Genomic DNA, 15,923 nt, shown 5'->3' on the forward strand with positions numbered 1-15,923 from the left:
TCACCGCCCTCGGGGGTGGTGCGTGCCCCCAATTTTTATGGAGCATCACCATGACTACTCAACTCCATGCGGCTCCTGCCGCAGAAAAGGCGCTGATCAACGGCAATGCACCTGATTTGCTTGATCAGATTGATCCCGTATCGTCGGAGCTCTCACTCAGTCTGCAGGACTTCGTTACAGAGTTTGGCGACGAGCTTTTGACCTCTCTCAATCAGGCTAATCCGCCTGTTTACAGCGGTTCACCACGCACTAATCGTCAGCTCGTCCTGCTGGGCCTAAAGCGCAAACTTTTTCCAGCGCAGGCAGAGGTCGTCCATGCGGCTGCAGAGCTGCTTGCTAACCACGGCGAGCGTGCGGCAATCGTCAACGGTGAAATGGGCACGGGTAAAACCACTGTCGGCATCGCGCTGGCAGCGGTTCTCCACGCGGAGGGCTATCGCCGTACCTTGGTTCTCAGCCCGCCGCACTTGGTTTACAAGTGGCGCCGAGAGATTCTGGAAACTGTTGCCGGCGCAAAGGTCTGGGTGCTTAACGGCCCGGACACGTTGCTCAAACTCATCAAGCTCCGCGAGCAACTGGGCGTCCCGGCCGACGGTCAGGAGTTCTTCATCATCGGCAGAGTGCGTATGCGCATGGGCTTTCACTGGAGGCCTGCTTTCGCACGCAAGCGCACTCGATTCGGGGTTGTGGGCGCATGTCCGCATTGCGGAAGCGTCGTCAACAACATGGATGGAGAGCCGCTTGACGCTCTGGAGCTTGAAGCAGAAGAAGCACGCCGCAGATGCAGCGTTTGCGATACCGCATTGTGGACGTTGGTTCGTCCGCGAACTCTGTCCAGCAGCGATCAGTCATCGGCTGTGCTAAGAGCCTTGAAGCGTATTCCAACAATTGGTGAAGCCACTGCGCAGAAACTGATGAAGATGTTCGGGGATAGCTTCTTGGCCTCGATGCTTGGCGACAACCTCCACAACTTCATCAACTTGATGGATGACAAGGGGGAGCTGGTTTTTTCTGATAGGCAGGCCCAACGGATGGAGCGTGCGATGTCCAGCATGGAGTTCGGGTTTGGCGAAGGTGGCTACCAGGCTTCCGAATACGTCAAACGCTATCTCCCGCAGGGCACCTTCGATTTGCTCATCGCAGACGAGGCTCACGAATACAAGACTGGCGGGTCGGCGCAGGGCCAGGCGATGGGCGTTATTGCGGCCAAGGTTCGGAAGACCTTGCTACTCACCGGCACCCTGATGGGGGGCTATGCCGATGATCTGTTTCATCTGCTATTCCGGGCTTTGCCCGGACGCATGATCGAAGACGGCTACCGTCCAAGCAGCAGCGGCAGCATGAATGCCGCCGCCATGGCGTTCATGAGGGATCACGGCGTCCTGAAGGATATCTACTCCGAGAGCGATGGGCCGGCCCACAAGACCGCCAAGGGCTCAAAGATTACTGTCCGAACGGTAAAGGCCCCGGGTTTCGGCCCGAAGGGGGTGCTGCGCTGCGTCCTGCCCTACACGATCTTCTTGAAGTTGCGTGACATCGGAGGCGTCCTGCCACCGTATGAAGAAGAGCTCCGGGAGGTCGCGATGAGTGAGACGCAGGCAACCGTCTACCGGGAAATGGCTGCTCGTCTCACTGCTGAGCTCAAGGAGGCCCTGCGCAAGCGGGATACCACCTTGTTGGGTGTAGTGCTCAACGTACTACTGGCATGGTCCGACTGCTGCTTCCGTGCCGAAACTGTGCGTCATCCTAGGACACGCCAGGTCTTGGCGTTCACCCCAGCCCAGTTCAATGAGCTGGAAATCATGCCTAAAGAGCGTGAGCTCATTGATATTTGTCGCGAGGAGAAGGAGGCGGGTCGTAAGACCCTGGTCTATTCGGTCTATACCGGCAAGCGCGACACCACGTCGCGTTTGAAGGGGTTGCTGGAGCAGGAGGGTTTCAAGGTCGCCGTACTGCGCGCAAGCGTTGACGCAAGCCGCCGCGAGGACTGGATTGCCGAGCAGCTTGACCGAGGGATTGATGTACTCATCACCAACCCTGAGCTCGTCAAAACAGGGCTGGATCTGCTGGAGTTCCCCACGATTGTCTTCATGCAATCAGGGTGGAACATCTACACGCTTCAGCAAGCCGCACGTCGCTCATGGCGTATAGGCCAGAAGTTGCGTGTGAGGGTGATCTACCTGGGGTACATGGCCACGTCGCAGATGACGTGCCTTGCTCTGATGGCCAAAAAGATCCTGGTGTCTCAAAGCACGTCGGGCGACGTCCCGGAATCGGGGCTTGACGTGCTCAATCAGGATGGCGACTCAATTGAGGTCGCTTTGGCAAGGCAGCTTGTTGCTGCTTGATGTCCAGAATCAGCCGGCACCCTTCGGGGCGCCGGCTTTTTTTTCTAATGCATACTTCTGCTACCGATGGTTTGACAATCAGCACGCCAGAACATGGATGAGCGCTAATTCGCATTCTTTACTGACCGGGGTTGCTGTCTGCAGGGATGGTGTCGGCTTACTGCAACAGGAAGCCGGTTCATGCAAAACATCTGCTGCTCCTCACTCCTGGCTGGCTGTGGTCTGGTAGTCGCTGCCATTTTTACTGGTGGTTGCGCCACTACGTCTTCAGAAGTTCAGCCACCCCCTACTGAGGAGGTAATCGCTCCCCGCGACCAGGCCGATCCGGAGTTGATTCCAGTGATCCGCTATGGGCGCTACACCCTGGTTGAACTGTCTCCTGGCTCAGCACAGCGTGACCTACTGCTGCAGGTCATTGATGTGCGTATGCCAGACGAAGCGAGAGCTAGTGTTGGCGATGGCCTACGCCACGTTCTCAATCGCAGTGGCTACCAAATGTGTGAAACGGGATCAGCCGCCCTTGAACTCTACCCGCTGCCAATGCCCGCCGCCCATCTGCAACTGGGCCCTATGACCCTGCGCGATGCGCTACTCACTCTGGCAGGCCCTGCTTGGGATGTTGAGGTCAATGACAGCACACGGCAGGTGTGCTTTGTCCGTCCTGGAACTCATGTTGACCTTCAATCTCAGGATCTTCAGAGCTCCGAGCCGGCTCAGGTGTTTCCGCAAGATGGAGCCCAGCAATGACTAGACCCAAGATCATCTTCGGCGCAAAACATTCACGAGCCTACTCAATCATCCAGATATTGCTGTGGGTGTGGCTTGTCGGGCTTATGGCCTTAGTGATGATCGCGTTGATCGCTGTGCAGTCGCAACGCGAAAAGACCCTCAATCGTTTGCACGCGCTGGAGGTAGGTCAGGCGCAAATCGCTGACGCAAATCGGGCGCTACAGGCCCGGCCGGAATCGGCCACCGCATCAGCGCTAAAAGATGTGCGTGAGGCTGCGGAACATCGAATTGATGAGCTTGAGCAAGCACTCGCCACTCGCGCGACTTCGGATTATTTGATTGCACTTCGTATGGAGATGGATCAAATCAAGGCGAATCAGGCTGCGATTCAAAGCAGTGTAGAAAGTAAATCACGTGCAACGCAAACCAAGGTGGTTAAGCCGATTGAGACCCCCATGCCGTTTCGGGTGATCGGATCGGAGCTGCGTGCCGGGCAGCGCACGGTTTCAGTTGCTCCCGCTATTGGTGAACTCTCAGCCTCTCAGATCCAGGTAGTGCTGCCCGGTGAAGCAGTAGGGCAATGGCGGCTGGAAGAAATTGATCGGAACACCGCCGTGTTCCGCGCAGGCGAGCAAACCCGCCGTCTGGCGATCCCCTGAGGGAAGCGTGCCATGAGGTCACTATTTCCGTTTTTTGCGCTCTTCCTGGCAACACTTCAATCACCTGCATGGGCACAGCAGGTGACAACCAAACAGTCCCAGGTGTCAACTAGTCAAATCGATCACAGTCATGACGAGAAGCTTGCGCGCGACTGGGGGCTTCGGCAGGAAGAGTGGACACGATACCGGGAGCTGATGGCTGGCCCATTGGGCATCTATTCACCCAATCTGGATCCACTATCCGCTCTGGGGACGGAAGCACGCTCCGATGAGGAACGGCGGCACTATGCTGAGCTCCAGGTGCAGGCAGAGGCACGCCGTGTCGACAAGTTGCTGGCCTACCAACGCGCCTATGACGAGGCGTGGCAGCGGCTGCATCCGAATCTGCAACGTGTCAATTTACCAGATGCTGGGCCCAGCAACGCCGCTACCGCGAGTAGAGAGAGCGGCCGAACCGCAGTTTTTGTGCGCGACAATTGCTTGCCTTGCGATCAGGTCATCCATCGCCTTCAAGCCACGGGTGCAGCTTTTGACATTTATATGGTGGGTAGCCGGTCTGACGATGCTCGCATCCGCGAGTGGGCGCGGCGCATCAAGATCGATGCATCCCTAGTCAGCGCTCGCACGATTACCCTCAACCACGATGCCGGTCGCTGGCTGTCTCTGGGACTACCAGGTGAGCTGCCTGCTGTCGTACGCCAAGTCAACGGTCAATGGCAACGCCAACCTTAGGACTGGCATTGCCGGGCGCAACGTTCCTGCTGACTGTCGGCATCCTCTGTATGCCGGCCCATGCTCAGGAGATCCCCCCGCCTGCTTATCAGCTGGCGGCACAGAGCGCCGGTATTCCCTCAACGGTGCTGTACGCAGTTGCACTCCAGGAAAGCGGTATCCGTCGAGGGGGGCGCATCATTCCCTGGCCTTGGTCAGTCAATGTTGCAGGCGAGTCACTGCGCTTCTCCAGCCGTGCTGAAGCTTGTTTCGGGTTGCAGCAGGCGTTGCGCAAGGTGCCTTCGACGCGCGTCGATGCTGGTTTGGGACAGATCAATCTAGGCTATCAGAAGCATCGCTACAGCCACCCATGCGACTTGCTCGACCCTTATGGCAACTTGGCGATCGCAGCGCAAATCCTGCGCGAGCAACACATACCGGGGGACGACTGGTTACTGGCGATTGGTCGCTATCACCGTCCGGCAGGCGGCGCACCGGCCGCACGCTATCGACAAAGCGTGGCCCGGCATCTTGACCGCGTTCGCGGTTCTTCACGAACAACCTTCAACGTTCGAAAGGAGACATCACCATGAAATGTTGGTTTATCGCGGATGCCCGAAGCCTGTTGATGCTGTTCACTCTGCCCGCTATGGCTTTGGCAGGCGAACCCTTGATAGTCGTCGAGGATCTTGGCGGTGCCTCTGCATTACCGTACTACGAAGCGCTCAATCTGCAACCGCGTGTATCCGCTCCAGCAAAGCCCCCTGTCGCTGTACCAATACCGTCCACCAAAGCATTAAGCGAAGTAGACATGCTGCCTGTACGCAGTGCCAAGCTCACTCCTGGCAAGATCACTCGCAGGGTCATAGAGGCTCCGGGGCTACAGCCATTCTTCCTGGTCGGAGACGATGAAGCATCGCATGACTGGTTACGCCTTCATGCATTAGCACTGCGTGAGCGCAAGGCGGTTGGCCTTGTCGTCAATGTGGAGTCAGCCCAAGGGCTCGCCAGTCTGAGAGCCTTAGCGCGAGGCATGCAACTCGCCGCAGTCCCCGCCGACGATTTGGCCGAAAGGCTAGGCGTGAGCCATTACCCCGTGCTGATCACCAGCACCAGCGTTGAGCAGTGATGCCATGGCGCAAACCCAGCCGGTAGAAGTATTGTTGCGCCCTGCTGTTGAGCTCTACACCACAGCTGTGTGTGCTGGTGCGGCTTTTCTCTCCTTCGCAGCTCCATGGTCGCTTGCGTTGAGCCCTGCCCTAGGGATCGGCAGCGGACTGGCCTTTCTGGCGTTTGGTGCCGTCCGCTTGCGTCAGGCCCAGACCATCCTCCGCTATCGCCGAAACATCCGGCGCCTGCCGCGCTACGTCATGACCAGCCGCGACGTTCCAGTCAGCCAGCAACGGCTTTTCATCGGAAAAGGTTTTCTCTGGGAGCAGAAGCACACCCACCGACTGATGCAGACCTATCGCCCGGAGTTTCGACGTTATGTCGAGCCAACGCCCATGTATCGTATGGCCCGGCGCTTGGAGGAACGACTGGAGTTCGCGCCATTTCCACTGTCGAACCTGGCCAGGATGACCAGCTGGGACATGCCCTTCAATCCGGTGCGGCCGCTCCCTCCGGTGGGCGGCCTACCTCGATTGCATGGCATAGAGCCCGAAGAAACTGATGTGAGCCTGCCGTTAGGCGAACGCGTTGGTCATTCGCTGGTGTTGGGAACCACACGTGTTGGGAAAACGCGGTTGGCTGAGCTGTTCATCACTCAGGATATCCGTCGTAGGAATCCAGCCGGGGAACACGAGGTGGTGATCGTATTTGATCCCAAGGGAGATGCGGACCTGCTCAAACGTATGTACGTCGAGGCCAAGCGCGCCGGACGAGAAGGGGAGTTCTACATCTTCCACCTTGGCTGGCCCGAAATCAGCGCCCGTTATAACGCAGTTGGCCGTTTCGGGCGTATTTCCGAAGTTGCCACGCGCATCGCAGGGCAGTTGTCGGGCGAAGGCAACAGTGCTGCTTTTCGCGAGTTCGCCTGGCGGTTCGTGAACATCATCGCCCGCGCGCTCATTGAGCTGGGGCAGCGGCCGGACTATCTGCTGATACAACGACACGTCATCAATATCGATGCTTTGTTCATTGAGTATGCGCAGCACTACTTCGCCAAACACGAGCCAAAGGCTTGGGAGGTGATTGTCCAGATAGAAGCCCGACTGAATGACAAGAATATGCCGCGCAACATGATTGGACGGGAGAAGCGCGTTATTGCGTTGGAGCAGTACTTGGGACAGGTGCGCAACTACGATCCTGTGTTGGAGGGCCTGCGCAGCGCGGTACGTTACGACAGGACCTACTTCGATAAGATCGTTGCCTCGCTGTTGCCACTGTTGGAGAAGCTGACCAGCGGCAAAATTGCCCAGTTGCTGGCGCCGAACTACTCCGACTTGGCCGACCCACGACCGATCTTCGACTGGATGCAGATCATCCGCAAGCGTGCGGTTGTCTATGTGGGCTTAGATGCGCTGTCAGATGCCGAGGTCGCTGCAGCAGTGGGCAACTCGATGTTCTCGGATCTTGTTTCGGTCGCTGGCCATATCTACAAGTTCGGTATCGATGACGGTCTGCCAGGCGCAATTCCTGGTGAGAAGTTACCGATCAACATCCATGCTGACGAATTCAACGAGCTTATGGGCGATGAGTTCATTCCAATGATCAACAAGGGCGGTGGTGCTGGCATCCAAGTCACCGCGTACACCCAGACGCTCAGCGACATTGAGGCGCGCATCGGAAATCGGGCCAAAGCCGGTCAGGTAGTGGGCAACTTCAACAACCTGTTCATGCTGCGCGTGCGGGAGACAGCCACGGCGGAACTGCTCACCCGCCAGCTACCTAAAGTCGAGATTTATTCCACAACCATCGTCAGTGGCGCCACCGACAGCTCGGACATCCGAGGTACCACGGACTTCACCTCCAACACTCAAGATCGCATCAGCATGTCCAGCGTACCGATGATCGAGCCTTCGCAAGTAGTGGGGCTGCCTAAGGGGCAGTGTTTTGCGCTTCTGCAAGGTGGAAATCTTTGGAAGATCCGCATGCCGCTGCCGGCGCCCGATCCCGATGAGGTCATGCCAAAGGATCTGCAGCAGTTAGCAGGCTACATGCGCCAGAGCTACAGCGACTCCGCCCAATGGTGGGAAAACTCTGGATCACCTACCCTGCAGAGTCAGGGGTTGCCCGACAGTCTGGTAGAGGATGTAACAGAGCCTGCATCGGTAGTTCGCGAGCCGCTGTCATGAGCGACGTGGCAAGTACCGCAAAGCGCCAAGAGGTTCGTCGTGACGGGCTGCTGGTTGGTCTGATTACGTTGCCGTTCCGGCTCTTTGGTGTGCTGGTTGGGTCATTGCTGATTTCGATTGTGATCGAATGCGTGGGCATGCATTTTTTCTGGAAAGAGCAAGGCTGGCGGCACTCCCAAGAGATGCTGCAGTACGAACTCACTCACCTGTCCAAGCATTTCACCCGTAGTGCGGTCATCCATGAACCTGGGCGTTCCGCGCACCAACTGGTAGAGACGGGCTATCGCTGGATATTCCTTCGCACCGGCTTACTCTCGCGTATGGAGCAAACTGCCGAGCGAGCCCGCGCCCCTAGCAAGGTTGGGACACGCGATTTTCGCTACTACATCAGCCAGGTGTATCTGTGGGCGGAGAATTACTTGATCGCCGCAGCGTTTACAGCGCTCACTTTTTTGGTCCGGCTATTGGTGTTGGTGCTGACGCTGCCACTATTCGTCATGGCGGCGTTCGTCGGCTTAGTGGATGGTTTGGTGCGTCGCGATGTACGTAAGTTCGGTGCTGGCCGGGAGTCGGGCTTCATTTACCACCGCGCCAAGGCTTCGCTCATGCCGCTGGCGGTCCTGCCTTGGGTTATCTACTTGGCGCTACCGATTTCAGTACACCCGCTGCTCATCTTGCTCCCGAGCGCTGCGCTATTGGGATTTGTCACGAACCTCACCGCGGGCAGCTTTAAAAAGTATCTCTAATCCTCTGTCGTAGAAGCTTTCACTAGGGCCTGTCGCACATTTCCTCCCTTCCCCCATGCCCCCCGAGGTGCTCCGGCGAGAGCGGCTTTATAAGCTCAAAGGGATTGTTGAATGTTCACAAGCAATTTCCCCTCAACTTTTTACAGTTTCGTAATCGACCAGCTTCAAGCTGGATACCCAACACAGCCATCGCGTTTCAGCCTGGCGTTAGTAATTTCTGAATCAGCATCTTGAGCTGTTTCATAGCGAAAGGTTTGAGCAGCAATTCGGTCTGTCCGCTTTTTAAGGCCATCGCAGGCATGTTGTTTTCGGCGAAACCGGAGATGAATAGGACCTTGAGCTTCGGCCGCGCATCCAGCGCGGCTTTGGCTAACTCATCGCCACTCATGCCGCCCGTAAGGCCGATATCGGTGATGAGCAAGCTTACCTCAGGCAGTCGCGCTAGCTGATCTAGCGCCTCCGCAGCTGTTGCTGCCTTGACGACCTGGTAGCCCACATCTAACAATGTTTCGCCGACCAGATCGCGAATGGCGTCCTCATCGTCGACCACCAATATGGATCCGCTCAGCGTATGAGCCTCATCCTCCGCCGCAGCTAGCGACACGATGTCGGGAGATGGCGCCGTGCCTTGATGTATTGGCAAAAACAGGTTCACCGTAGTGCCTTTACCTACATCCGATTCAATCTGGACGTCCCCAGATGATTGTCGGGCAAAGCCGTGTACCATCGAGAGGCCCAGGCCAGTGCCGGAACCTAATGGCTTGGTTGTGAAAAAGGGATCGAATGCACGCTCCAGAACGCTCCGAGGCATACCTATGCCGGTATCCCTGATACGGAAGCGTGCATATTCACCTGGGCTTAGCGTCACCGTGGCTTGAGCCGTCTCGATGCGCATTTGGGCTACCTCAATCTGTAGTCGGCCACCTTGCAGCATGGCGTCGCGTGCATTGATGCATAGGTTCAGTATTGCGTTCTCCAACTGGTGCGCGTCACAAAAGCACAGCACTGTTTCCTTGGGCGCCATTACCTCTAGCTCTATACGAGGGGTAAGCGTCCTGCTGATCAGATCCTTCATTTCCTGAACCAATAGTGCCGGGTCAATTACCGTACTTGCCAATGTCTGACGTCTGGCATATGCCAGCAGACGATGGGTGAGAGATGCGGCGCGATCGGATGCATTGCGAGCCAGACCAACGTATCGTTGGACTTCACCGTATTTACCTTGAGCAAGGCGATGTTCGAGCATGTCCAGGCTACTGGTGATCACTGTTAGTAGGTTATTAAAGTCGTGCGCCAAACCGCCGGTCAGTTGACCGACCGCCTCCATTTTTTGACTTTGCTGTAATTGGGATCTGACCTCTTCGAATGCCTCCTGGCGTTCTTTTTGAAGGGAGATGTCTCGAGCTACCGCGAAGTAATGCCCTTCGCGACGTGCAATTCTCCAGTTCAAATGCAACGGCGTTCCATTGCTGCGCGGGCCCTGGCTATCGAATTCAGCTACCGGCACCTCGCTTAGCCTGAGTAAGGCATCGGATAATTGCGAAGGAGAGATAAAGCTAAAAAACGCCCCGTCTTTGAGTGTAGATTCGACATGTCCCGTCTCGATTTGCCAGGATGGATTCATCGCCAATACTTCGCCACGTTCTGACAGCATGCAGATAAGGTCGGGAGAAACATTCCAGATGCCATCCCGCTCCAGGGTGCGGCGCTCGACCTCATGCTCCAGACGCTCATTTAGATCGGAGAGGGCGTTCAAGCTCTTCAGGAATGACGCGCAGATGACTGACATGCAGAAGGTCACCAAGGCGAAACTCGCGCTACTGGCCCAGGCCGGAAAGCCATCGTTGAAACCGATCTCGCCGATGAAAAAAAGGTGCGCAGCTAGAACCGCCAGCACGCAACCAAAAGCAGACGGCCCGACACCGAAGCAGAAGCCGATAAACATCAATCCGGGAATGAAAAATAGGTATGGCAGGGATGTGAAGGGAAGCAGAGAGCGAAGCGCGCAGCACAGCGTAACTATTAGGAATGCGCCCGCATAACGAGCCGGTTTGCTTCGCCGAGTGCGAGCAAAGCGTCGAACTAGCTCAAGGCGCGATGATAAAATACTGATCAAGTGGGCTCCATGGTGCAGATCCGGACTCTCGGGTAGGCATAGCTAGCAGTGCATAAAAGGGAAGGGATATGATGTGAATGGTATCGGCCAAAGCGCAGGCTGCTTGAGCGACCAATATCACCCGTCAACGTGAGCAGTGCGGAACTGCAATTATTCGTGCTCGGGTAGCGCCGGTTTGGTCGAGCGCGCGACCGCAAAATGCAGCGCGATGATTTCCTCACCACTGGGGTATATTAACCGACATGACCCTGACCAATCTTATATCCCCGCAAGAACGATCGCGCCTTGTCGAAGTAGATAGGTTGACGTCAGATCTGGAAAGCGGGTCTGACCCCGTGCTCAACAGCATTGTTACGATGGTTTCCGCTTACTTTGGCGTGCCTACGGTTATGGTCAGTATTATTGAGGGCGAATACCAAGTCTTTAAGGCTAGGGTTGGCATGGAGCCGGCGTGTACGCCGCTAGAAATGTCGTTCTGTTCCCATAAGCTTGAAGACGCCGATGTGCTGGAGGTTTGTGACCCTTTAGGAGACCCACGCTTCTCAGAAAACCCTCTAGTAAAAGGCACACCTTTCATACGGTATTACGCAGGTGCTCCCTTGATGATCCGCCCTGGCCTGAGCCTTGGTAGACTCTGCGTCATCGATCAAAAGGCTCACCCGCCGATGGACGAAAGGGGCCAAACTTTATTACGAGATGCGGCCAAGGTGGTGGTGGCGCGATTGGAATCTATCCATCGCCAACACTACTTCGAACCGACGACCGGCCTGCCCAATCACCAGCGTTTTGAGGCGGACTTCTTTGCCAAATCCGTGCGGCACAACGAGGTCGCGATCCTGATCGAACCACTTTCCGCGTCCGGAATGGACCGCCTGGTCAAGGCGCTGGGTGTGGAGTTTTACATAAACTTCATGCTTGCCTCCAAGGAGATGTTACTGGGCACACTGCCCGACGCGGCGCGGCTGTATCGATTTGGTAACCTCGGATTTGTTACTATTTTCAAACCCTCGGATGCGCTGTCGTTGCAAGGTCTGCTCAACGGACTTGTAGCAGCATTTTCACGCCCGCTGTTCAGCGCGAATGTGCCAGTTTTCCCCGATGTGGGGATCAGTGCGCTCGAGCTTGACCGTGACGTCGGCGCACCTAGGGAGATCCTGCGCTTGATGGCCAGCATAACCGATACGGCGCGGGCAAGTGAGCGACGTTGGCTTGATTACGATCCAGCGATCGATTTGAGTCTGCGCCGAAGTACCGAGCTCCTCAACGCTATAGAAGCTGCGCTGATTGCGCCGGATCAGTTGAGGCTGGTGTATCAACCCCGCGTAGATTTGGCCAGCAACCGCTGCGTGACTGTAGAAGCGCTGTTGCGGTGGAAACATCCAACACTGGGGGAAATCAGTCCCGCCGAATTCATTCCGCTTGCCGAAACAACCGCGTCGATACGACACATAACACGTTGGGTGGTCCGACACGTCTGCGAGCAGTTGGCGCTTTGGCATAGCCAAGGCTTGGATATAACAGCATCGGTGAATGTCTCTGCCATCGATCTTACCGACGGGCTGCTATTCGATGAGCTGATGGCGGCTCTGCGTGAGTTCGATGTGCGCCCGCAACACCTTGAGCTCGAATTTACCGAAAGCGTGTTGATCACCGACTTCCCAGCCGTGCAAGCACAACTTAAAAGGTTCCGTGATCTGGGCGTTGCCATCGGCATTGACGACTTTGGTAGTGGCTACAGCAACTGGGCCTACCTGCGACAGATTCCGGCGACGAGCGTGAAGCTGGACCGTTCGCTGCTGGCCGATCTCGTCCCGGGTAACAGCGAGTGGCACATCGTCCGGGGCCTGATCAGCCTAGTGCGCGACCTGCGCCTGACTGTCGTGGCTGAAGGCATCGAAACCGAACTGCACTACCATCTGTTACGCGGCTGGGGGTGCGAGCAGGGACAGGGTTACTATTTTGCCAAGCCCTTGCCGCCGGTAGAATTGGTGGCCTTGTTGAACAGCAGTAATGGATTTGGCGCTTCTACAGGCTGACCGATGGACTTGCCCGTGCCAAACCAGGCAACTGCTCACCGTTAAAATTGTGCTGCTACCAAACGCCTGAACTCTTGGCGGCCGATATTTCAAAGCGCTGTGCGGACGCTGACCGTTGCATTGCCCGAATTATTGGCGCCGATTCTTACTATCCATTTTTTAATGCCTGCTCGCACTCGGTCTGGTCCGAGAAAATAGGTCCGTGGTCTACAGCAACGCCAGTAATAGCTGCACTGTAAACCTGCACTGACTTTCATCGAACGACTTCCTTTCATCTGGGGGATTAAAAACTGTCGATCATGATCGGAACTTGCGCTGTGTGAATACAAACATAGCGCTCAGAGAAAATTTACGCCTGAACGTATACCCAAGCTGTCAATCCTGATGCCAGCGCAACCGACACGCGTTTGTAAGCTGCGACTTCATAGGCATCGGCAGCGGCAAGCTCTTGTTCGTCGATCTGGAAGACAGTGCCTGCTACTTTGTCTGCGTCGTTGTGGCTTGGGGTGATAATCGGGTGATGAGTCTTCCCGCTTGCTGCAAGCAGGTCGGGGTCGGTGATCTCGACCCATGATTGCGAGTACCCAAGCATTTGATCAGCTTCACCAGTCAGTTCCCGGCCAAAATTTGCCCGTTGCACTGCTTTGTCTTGCAAAGTGCCGTACGAAAAGAGCAGCACGGGGAATTCGGTAGACGCTTTCATTACGTTCTCTTCAGTAAGGTTTAGATGTTCAAGCCAGTAAATCTTCATAGAACGCGCCGTAAGGCTTACTTGGATGGGCGATCTGGATCTCCAGAATCCACAGCCCGGCATTCGGACACTGCTCGAAGTCTCCAAGGTCACCGCCACGGTGAACTGCGTGCGGAAAATCGCTTACCCGATGGCCTTTGATATTGAAGTTCAACCGCCAGCCCATGGCGTTGGCCTGATCTTCGGCGTAGCGATACAGCTCAAGCCCGGCAACGCGTTCATTTTTCCAGAGTGCTTGAACCCGCTCAAACAGAGTCTTGGCTGCAATCGCACATGCCTTCATATCCGGATCTGCGCCCGTGACGAAGGTCTCGCCCGCATCCCCTTCGTGACCCTGCCACACAGCACCCATGTCGATGAAAAAAATATCGTCTTCACCGAGTACCGGGTCACCCTCAGACCGCTCTTTGAAAGTCTTCAGCGTGTTAGCGCCAAAGCGGATCAGCAATGGATGCCAGATTCGTTGCATCTCCAGCCCCGCCAGCACCTGCTTTCCAAGCTCTCTGGCCTCGGATTCCAGCATGCCAGGCTGAATCTGTTGCGATAGCAATCGGATCGCACGCCATGTCATTGATTGAGCGTGACGCATGGAGTCGATGCTGTAGGTCGTGCCGACGGCCTCTTTGGGTTGTGCGTTCAACGAGTTTCTCCTTGGATCTAAGTCTATCGTTATATTGATAACTATATAGCGATACGCGCGGTAATAGAAAGCAGCAGGCCTGTACGAAATGGAAAGGCCTTGGTGGATCTGATCGGTGCAAGCGCAGCCATCGACCAAGGCGTCTAGGAATTCAACGCATTGCGCCTATGCCGATCAAGTGATCAACGTGTCGCCTGAAGATTGCTCAACGCTGTCATTCGCTCCGTCAAGTCACCCAGCGCTAAAAGCGCGGCTCTGGAAAGCTGGCGATGGGACGCAACGCAGACTGACAACACCGGATGGCTGACGTGTATCCCGGTAAGCGGCACGAAAGCGATAGTGTTTTCCGCTACCTCACTGGCGACATCGAGCCATGAAAGAATACCAATCCCCCCCCCCCGACGACTGGACCACCAATCGCCAAGGGTCGATTTTCGCAGATGCAGCTAGCGAAGCGCACGTAACTCAAGATCTTTGAGGTCGGTCAGATACACCAACTGCTTGCGCATAGGCACGCATGCCAATTGGAGCCCGGAGGGTGAGTTGTAAATAGCTTGGGCGCCTGCGGTGAAGCCACAGCGCTGATAAAAACTTTCAGAATTCAGCGTGGCTTCAAGGTGGATCTCGGCAAGACCCGCCTTTCGTGCTAGATGCTCAAGATGAATGACCATCTTTTTACCTATGCCTTGGCCCATGAACTCTGGTAACACGAAGATTGCCTCCAGTTCCCCCCTCTGGAGATTTATTAGTCCTGTAGCCACAGGAAGTCCATTGACGAAAGCCAAGTGATAATCATTTTCCACCCAGGATCTGTATTTATCCGTGAGCGGAATGCAAGTCCAAGCCATCACTTGAGCATTCGTGTAAACGGTACTGCATTGGTTCTTAATTGCCTGAAAGCGGATATCGAATGCTGCCTCAGCATCACAACGCTCAGCTCGACGAATCTGCAACATCTTCACACTCCTGAGATTGGCCATTCTGGACGGAGAATGAAAAAGCCCCGTCCATTCCTGGCGGGGCTTTAGTCAATGCGCTACTACCTACGCGCGCATAACCTCATGGCCCGCCCAAGGCGGTCATCAAGGTGCGCATCATGTTCAGTCGGTAGGTAATAGTCATTGATTTATAGTCTGGGGATTTATCTCAACTGTCAATGTAGCGCAGCGCCTGTGCAGCCAGCCAGGTGCCGAAGCCGCCACATACCTCAGTCTTTTACGAGTGCACCCAGCAAATGAGTCGGTTGCTCGACTAGCTTGTCGGCACCGCACTCGATCAGCTCTGCGCGGGTGCCGTAACCCCATAGAACGCCAATGGCAAGTAATCCGTTTTGATGGGCGGCGACAATATCATCGCGCTTGTCGCCGATCATGCAGGCGGATCCAGGACGGATCGCCTCTACCGCCAGCAATGTATCCAGCAAGCGGGATTTGTCGTCCAGTTTACCATCCGGTGAAGTGCCGAAAACGCTTTGGAAATGACCTCTCAGCCCCGTCTCACTCAGAATGCGCTCGGCAAACTCCTGACGCTTAGAGGTAGCGACATACAACGCGTATCCTTGTGTAGTCAGCGAATCAATAACTTGTCTAATTCCCGGATAAGCCAATGATCCAGAGATGCCGTACCGTCCATAATGAGTCCGGTACAACTCGACGCCTTGGTCGACGCGGTCATCTCCATAAGGCATCAGCAGTTGTGCCATTACATGAGTCATCGGCGGCCCGAAAAGGTGTGTGATTCCGGCAGAGGGCGTGAAGTCGTGACCTAGAGCCCGAACGGCGTGTGTCAGACTGGCGACGATACCTGGTGCTGAATCAACGAGAGTGCCGTCCAGGTCGAAGATTAAAGTTTTCATAGCTTTCCTTTGAAGGTCAGCGGATGGCAAACACGC

General features: G+C 55.8%; 14 protein-coding genes. 9 read left to right on the forward strand and 5 right to left on the reverse strand.

All coding sequences use genetic code 11. The features are described from left to right. Positions 1 to 50 precede the first annotated feature (50 nt). The 8 genes from QCL65_RS06390 to QCL65_RS06425 all read left to right on the forward strand — a co-directional run bounded on the left by QCL65_RS06390 (position 51) and on the right by QCL65_RS06425 (position 8,489). Positions 51 to 2,348, forward strand: a complete 2,298-nt coding sequence (locus QCL65_RS06390; protein ID WP_407315427.1) for a DEAD/DEAH box helicase family protein — start codon at positions 51 to 53, stop codon at positions 2,346 to 2,348. 180 nt (positions 2,349 to 2,528) lie between these two features. Continuing rightward, the gene (locus QCL65_RS06395; RefSeq protein WP_081027841.1) at positions 2,529 to 3,095 is read left to right on the forward strand and encodes a PilL N-terminal domain-containing protein; all 567 of its coding nucleotides are present in this window, start codon (positions 2,529 to 2,531) and stop codon (positions 3,093 to 3,095) included. Then, positions 3,092 to 3,736, forward strand: coding sequence for a hypothetical protein (locus tag QCL65_RS06400; RefSeq protein ID WP_407315428.1), 645 nt, complete (start codon positions 3,092 to 3,094; stop codon positions 3,734 to 3,736). Before QCL65_RS06395 ends, QCL65_RS06400 begins: the two co-directional genes overlap by 4 nt. 12 nt (positions 3,737 to 3,748) lie before the next feature. Beyond that, positions 3,749 to 4,468: a TIGR03759 family integrating conjugative element protein gene (locus QCL65_RS06405; RefSeq protein WP_407315429.1), complete on the forward strand. Its 720-nt coding sequence runs from the start codon at positions 3,749 to 3,751 to the stop codon at positions 4,466 to 4,468. Beyond that, complete coding sequence (locus tag QCL65_RS06410) at positions 4,450 to 5,040, forward strand: transglycosylase SLT domain-containing protein (RefSeq protein WP_099770638.1); 591 nt, start codon at positions 4,450 to 4,452, stop codon at positions 5,038 to 5,040. The genes QCL65_RS06405 and QCL65_RS06410 overlap by 19 nt, the downstream gene beginning before the upstream one ends. Further along, entirely contained in the window at positions 5,037 to 5,576 is a 540-nt protein-coding gene (locus QCL65_RS06415) for an integrating conjugative element protein (protein WP_407315430.1), read from the forward strand. The genes QCL65_RS06410 and QCL65_RS06415 overlap by 4 nt, the downstream gene beginning before the upstream one ends. A gap of 4 nt (positions 5,577 to 5,580) precedes the next feature. Beyond that, positions 5,581 to 7,743 carry a type IV conjugative transfer system coupling protein TraD gene (traD, locus tag QCL65_RS06420; protein WP_407315431.1) on the forward strand — a complete coding sequence of 721 codons (2,163 nt, stop codon included), beginning with the start codon at positions 5,581 to 5,583 and terminating at the stop codon, positions 7,741 to 7,743. Then, positions 7,740 to 8,489: a TIGR03747 family integrating conjugative element membrane protein gene (locus QCL65_RS06425; RefSeq protein WP_407315432.1), complete on the forward strand. Its 750-nt coding sequence runs from the start codon at positions 7,740 to 7,742 to the stop codon at positions 8,487 to 8,489. The genes traD and QCL65_RS06425 overlap by 4 nt, the downstream gene beginning before the upstream one ends. A 196-nt stretch (positions 8,490 to 8,685) precedes the next feature. Here QCL65_RS06425 and QCL65_RS06430 read toward each other — a convergent pair whose 3' ends face one another. Next, positions 8,686 to 10,605, reverse strand: coding sequence for an ATP-binding protein (locus QCL65_RS06430; RefSeq protein WP_147471367.1), 1,920 nt, complete (start codon positions 10,603 to 10,605; stop codon positions 8,686 to 8,688). A 242-nt stretch (positions 10,606 to 10,847) separates the two neighbouring features. Here QCL65_RS06430 and QCL65_RS06435 point away from each other — a divergent pair, with 242 nt between their 5' ends. Beyond that, a complete protein-coding gene (locus tag QCL65_RS06435; RefSeq protein ID WP_407315435.1) occupies positions 10,848 to 12,641 on the forward strand; it encodes an EAL domain-containing protein in 1,794 nt (597 codons plus the stop codon). A gap of 349 nt (positions 12,642 to 12,990) precedes the next feature. Here the strand turns inward: QCL65_RS06435 and QCL65_RS06440 are convergent, their stop codons facing one another. From QCL65_RS06440 to QCL65_RS06455, 4 genes are all read right to left on the reverse strand, one after another. After that, a complete protein-coding gene (locus tag QCL65_RS06440) occupies positions 12,991 to 13,344 on the reverse strand; it encodes a gamma-glutamylcyclotransferase family protein (RefSeq protein WP_407316705.1) in 354 nt (117 codons plus the stop codon). A 28-nt stretch (positions 13,345 to 13,372) separates the two neighbouring features. Then, a complete protein-coding gene (locus QCL65_RS06445; protein WP_407315436.1) occupies positions 13,373 to 14,032 on the reverse strand; it encodes a M24 family metallopeptidase in 660 nt (219 codons plus the stop codon). A gap of 446 nt (positions 14,033 to 14,478) precedes the next feature. Next, positions 14,479 to 14,988, reverse strand: coding sequence for a GNAT family N-acetyltransferase (locus tag QCL65_RS06450; RefSeq protein ID WP_407315437.1), 510 nt, complete (start codon positions 14,986 to 14,988; stop codon positions 14,479 to 14,481). A gap of 251 nt (positions 14,989 to 15,239) precedes the next feature. After that, positions 15,240 to 15,887: an HAD hydrolase-like protein gene (locus QCL65_RS06455; protein WP_407315438.1), complete on the reverse strand. Its 648-nt coding sequence runs from the start codon at positions 15,885 to 15,887 to the stop codon at positions 15,240 to 15,242. Between the last annotated feature and the right edge of the window lie 36 nt (positions 15,888 to 15,923).

The sequence above is a fragment of the Pseudomonas sp. nanlin1 genome, assembly GCF_045571515.1.
In the GTDB taxonomy this organism is placed as follows: domain Bacteria; phylum Pseudomonadota; class Gammaproteobacteria; order Pseudomonadales; family Pseudomonadaceae; genus Aquipseudomonas.

Excerpts from the sequence above, each read along its gene's own strand:
- QCL65_RS06390 (WP_407315427.1), top strand. The coding sequence starts at position 51 with ATGACTACTCAACTCCATGCGGCTCCTGCCGCAGAAAAGGCGCTGATC.
- QCL65_RS06395 (WP_081027841.1), top strand. The coding sequence starts at position 2,529 with ATGCAAAACATCTGCTGCTCCTCACTCCTGGCTGGCTGTGGTCTGGTA.
- QCL65_RS06400 (WP_407315428.1), top strand. The coding sequence starts at position 3,092 with ATGACTAGACCCAAGATCATCTTCGGCGCAAAACATTCACGAGCCTAC.
- QCL65_RS06405 (WP_407315429.1), top strand. The coding sequence starts at position 3,749 with ATGAGGTCACTATTTCCGTTTTTTGCGCTCTTCCTGGCAACACTTCAA.
- QCL65_RS06410 (WP_099770638.1), top strand. The coding sequence starts at position 4,450 with ATGGCAACGCCAACCTTAGGACTGGCATTGCCGGGCGCAACGTTCCTG.
- QCL65_RS06415 (WP_407315430.1), top strand. The coding sequence starts at position 5,037 with ATGAAATGTTGGTTTATCGCGGATGCCCGAAGCCTGTTGATGCTGTTC.
- traD (WP_407315431.1), top strand. The coding sequence starts at position 5,581 with ATGGCGCAAACCCAGCCGGTAGAAGTATTGTTGCGCCCTGCTGTTGAG.
- QCL65_RS06425 (WP_407315432.1), top strand. The coding sequence starts at position 7,740 with ATGAGCGACGTGGCAAGTACCGCAAAGCGCCAAGAGGTTCGTCGTGAC.
- QCL65_RS06435 (WP_407315435.1), top strand. The coding sequence starts at position 10,848 with ATGACCCTGACCAATCTTATATCCCCGCAAGAACGATCGCGCCTTGTC.
- QCL65_RS06440 (WP_407316705.1), bottom strand. The coding sequence starts at position 13,344 with ATGAAAGCGTCTACCGAATTCCCCGTGCTGCTCTTTTCGTACGGCACT.
- QCL65_RS06450 (WP_407315437.1), bottom strand. The coding sequence starts at position 14,988 with ATGTTGCAGATTCGTCGAGCTGAGCGTTGTGATGCTGAGGCAGCATTC.
- QCL65_RS06455 (WP_407315438.1), bottom strand. The coding sequence starts at position 15,887 with ATGAAAACTTTAATCTTCGACCTGGACGGCACTCTCGTTGATTCAGCA.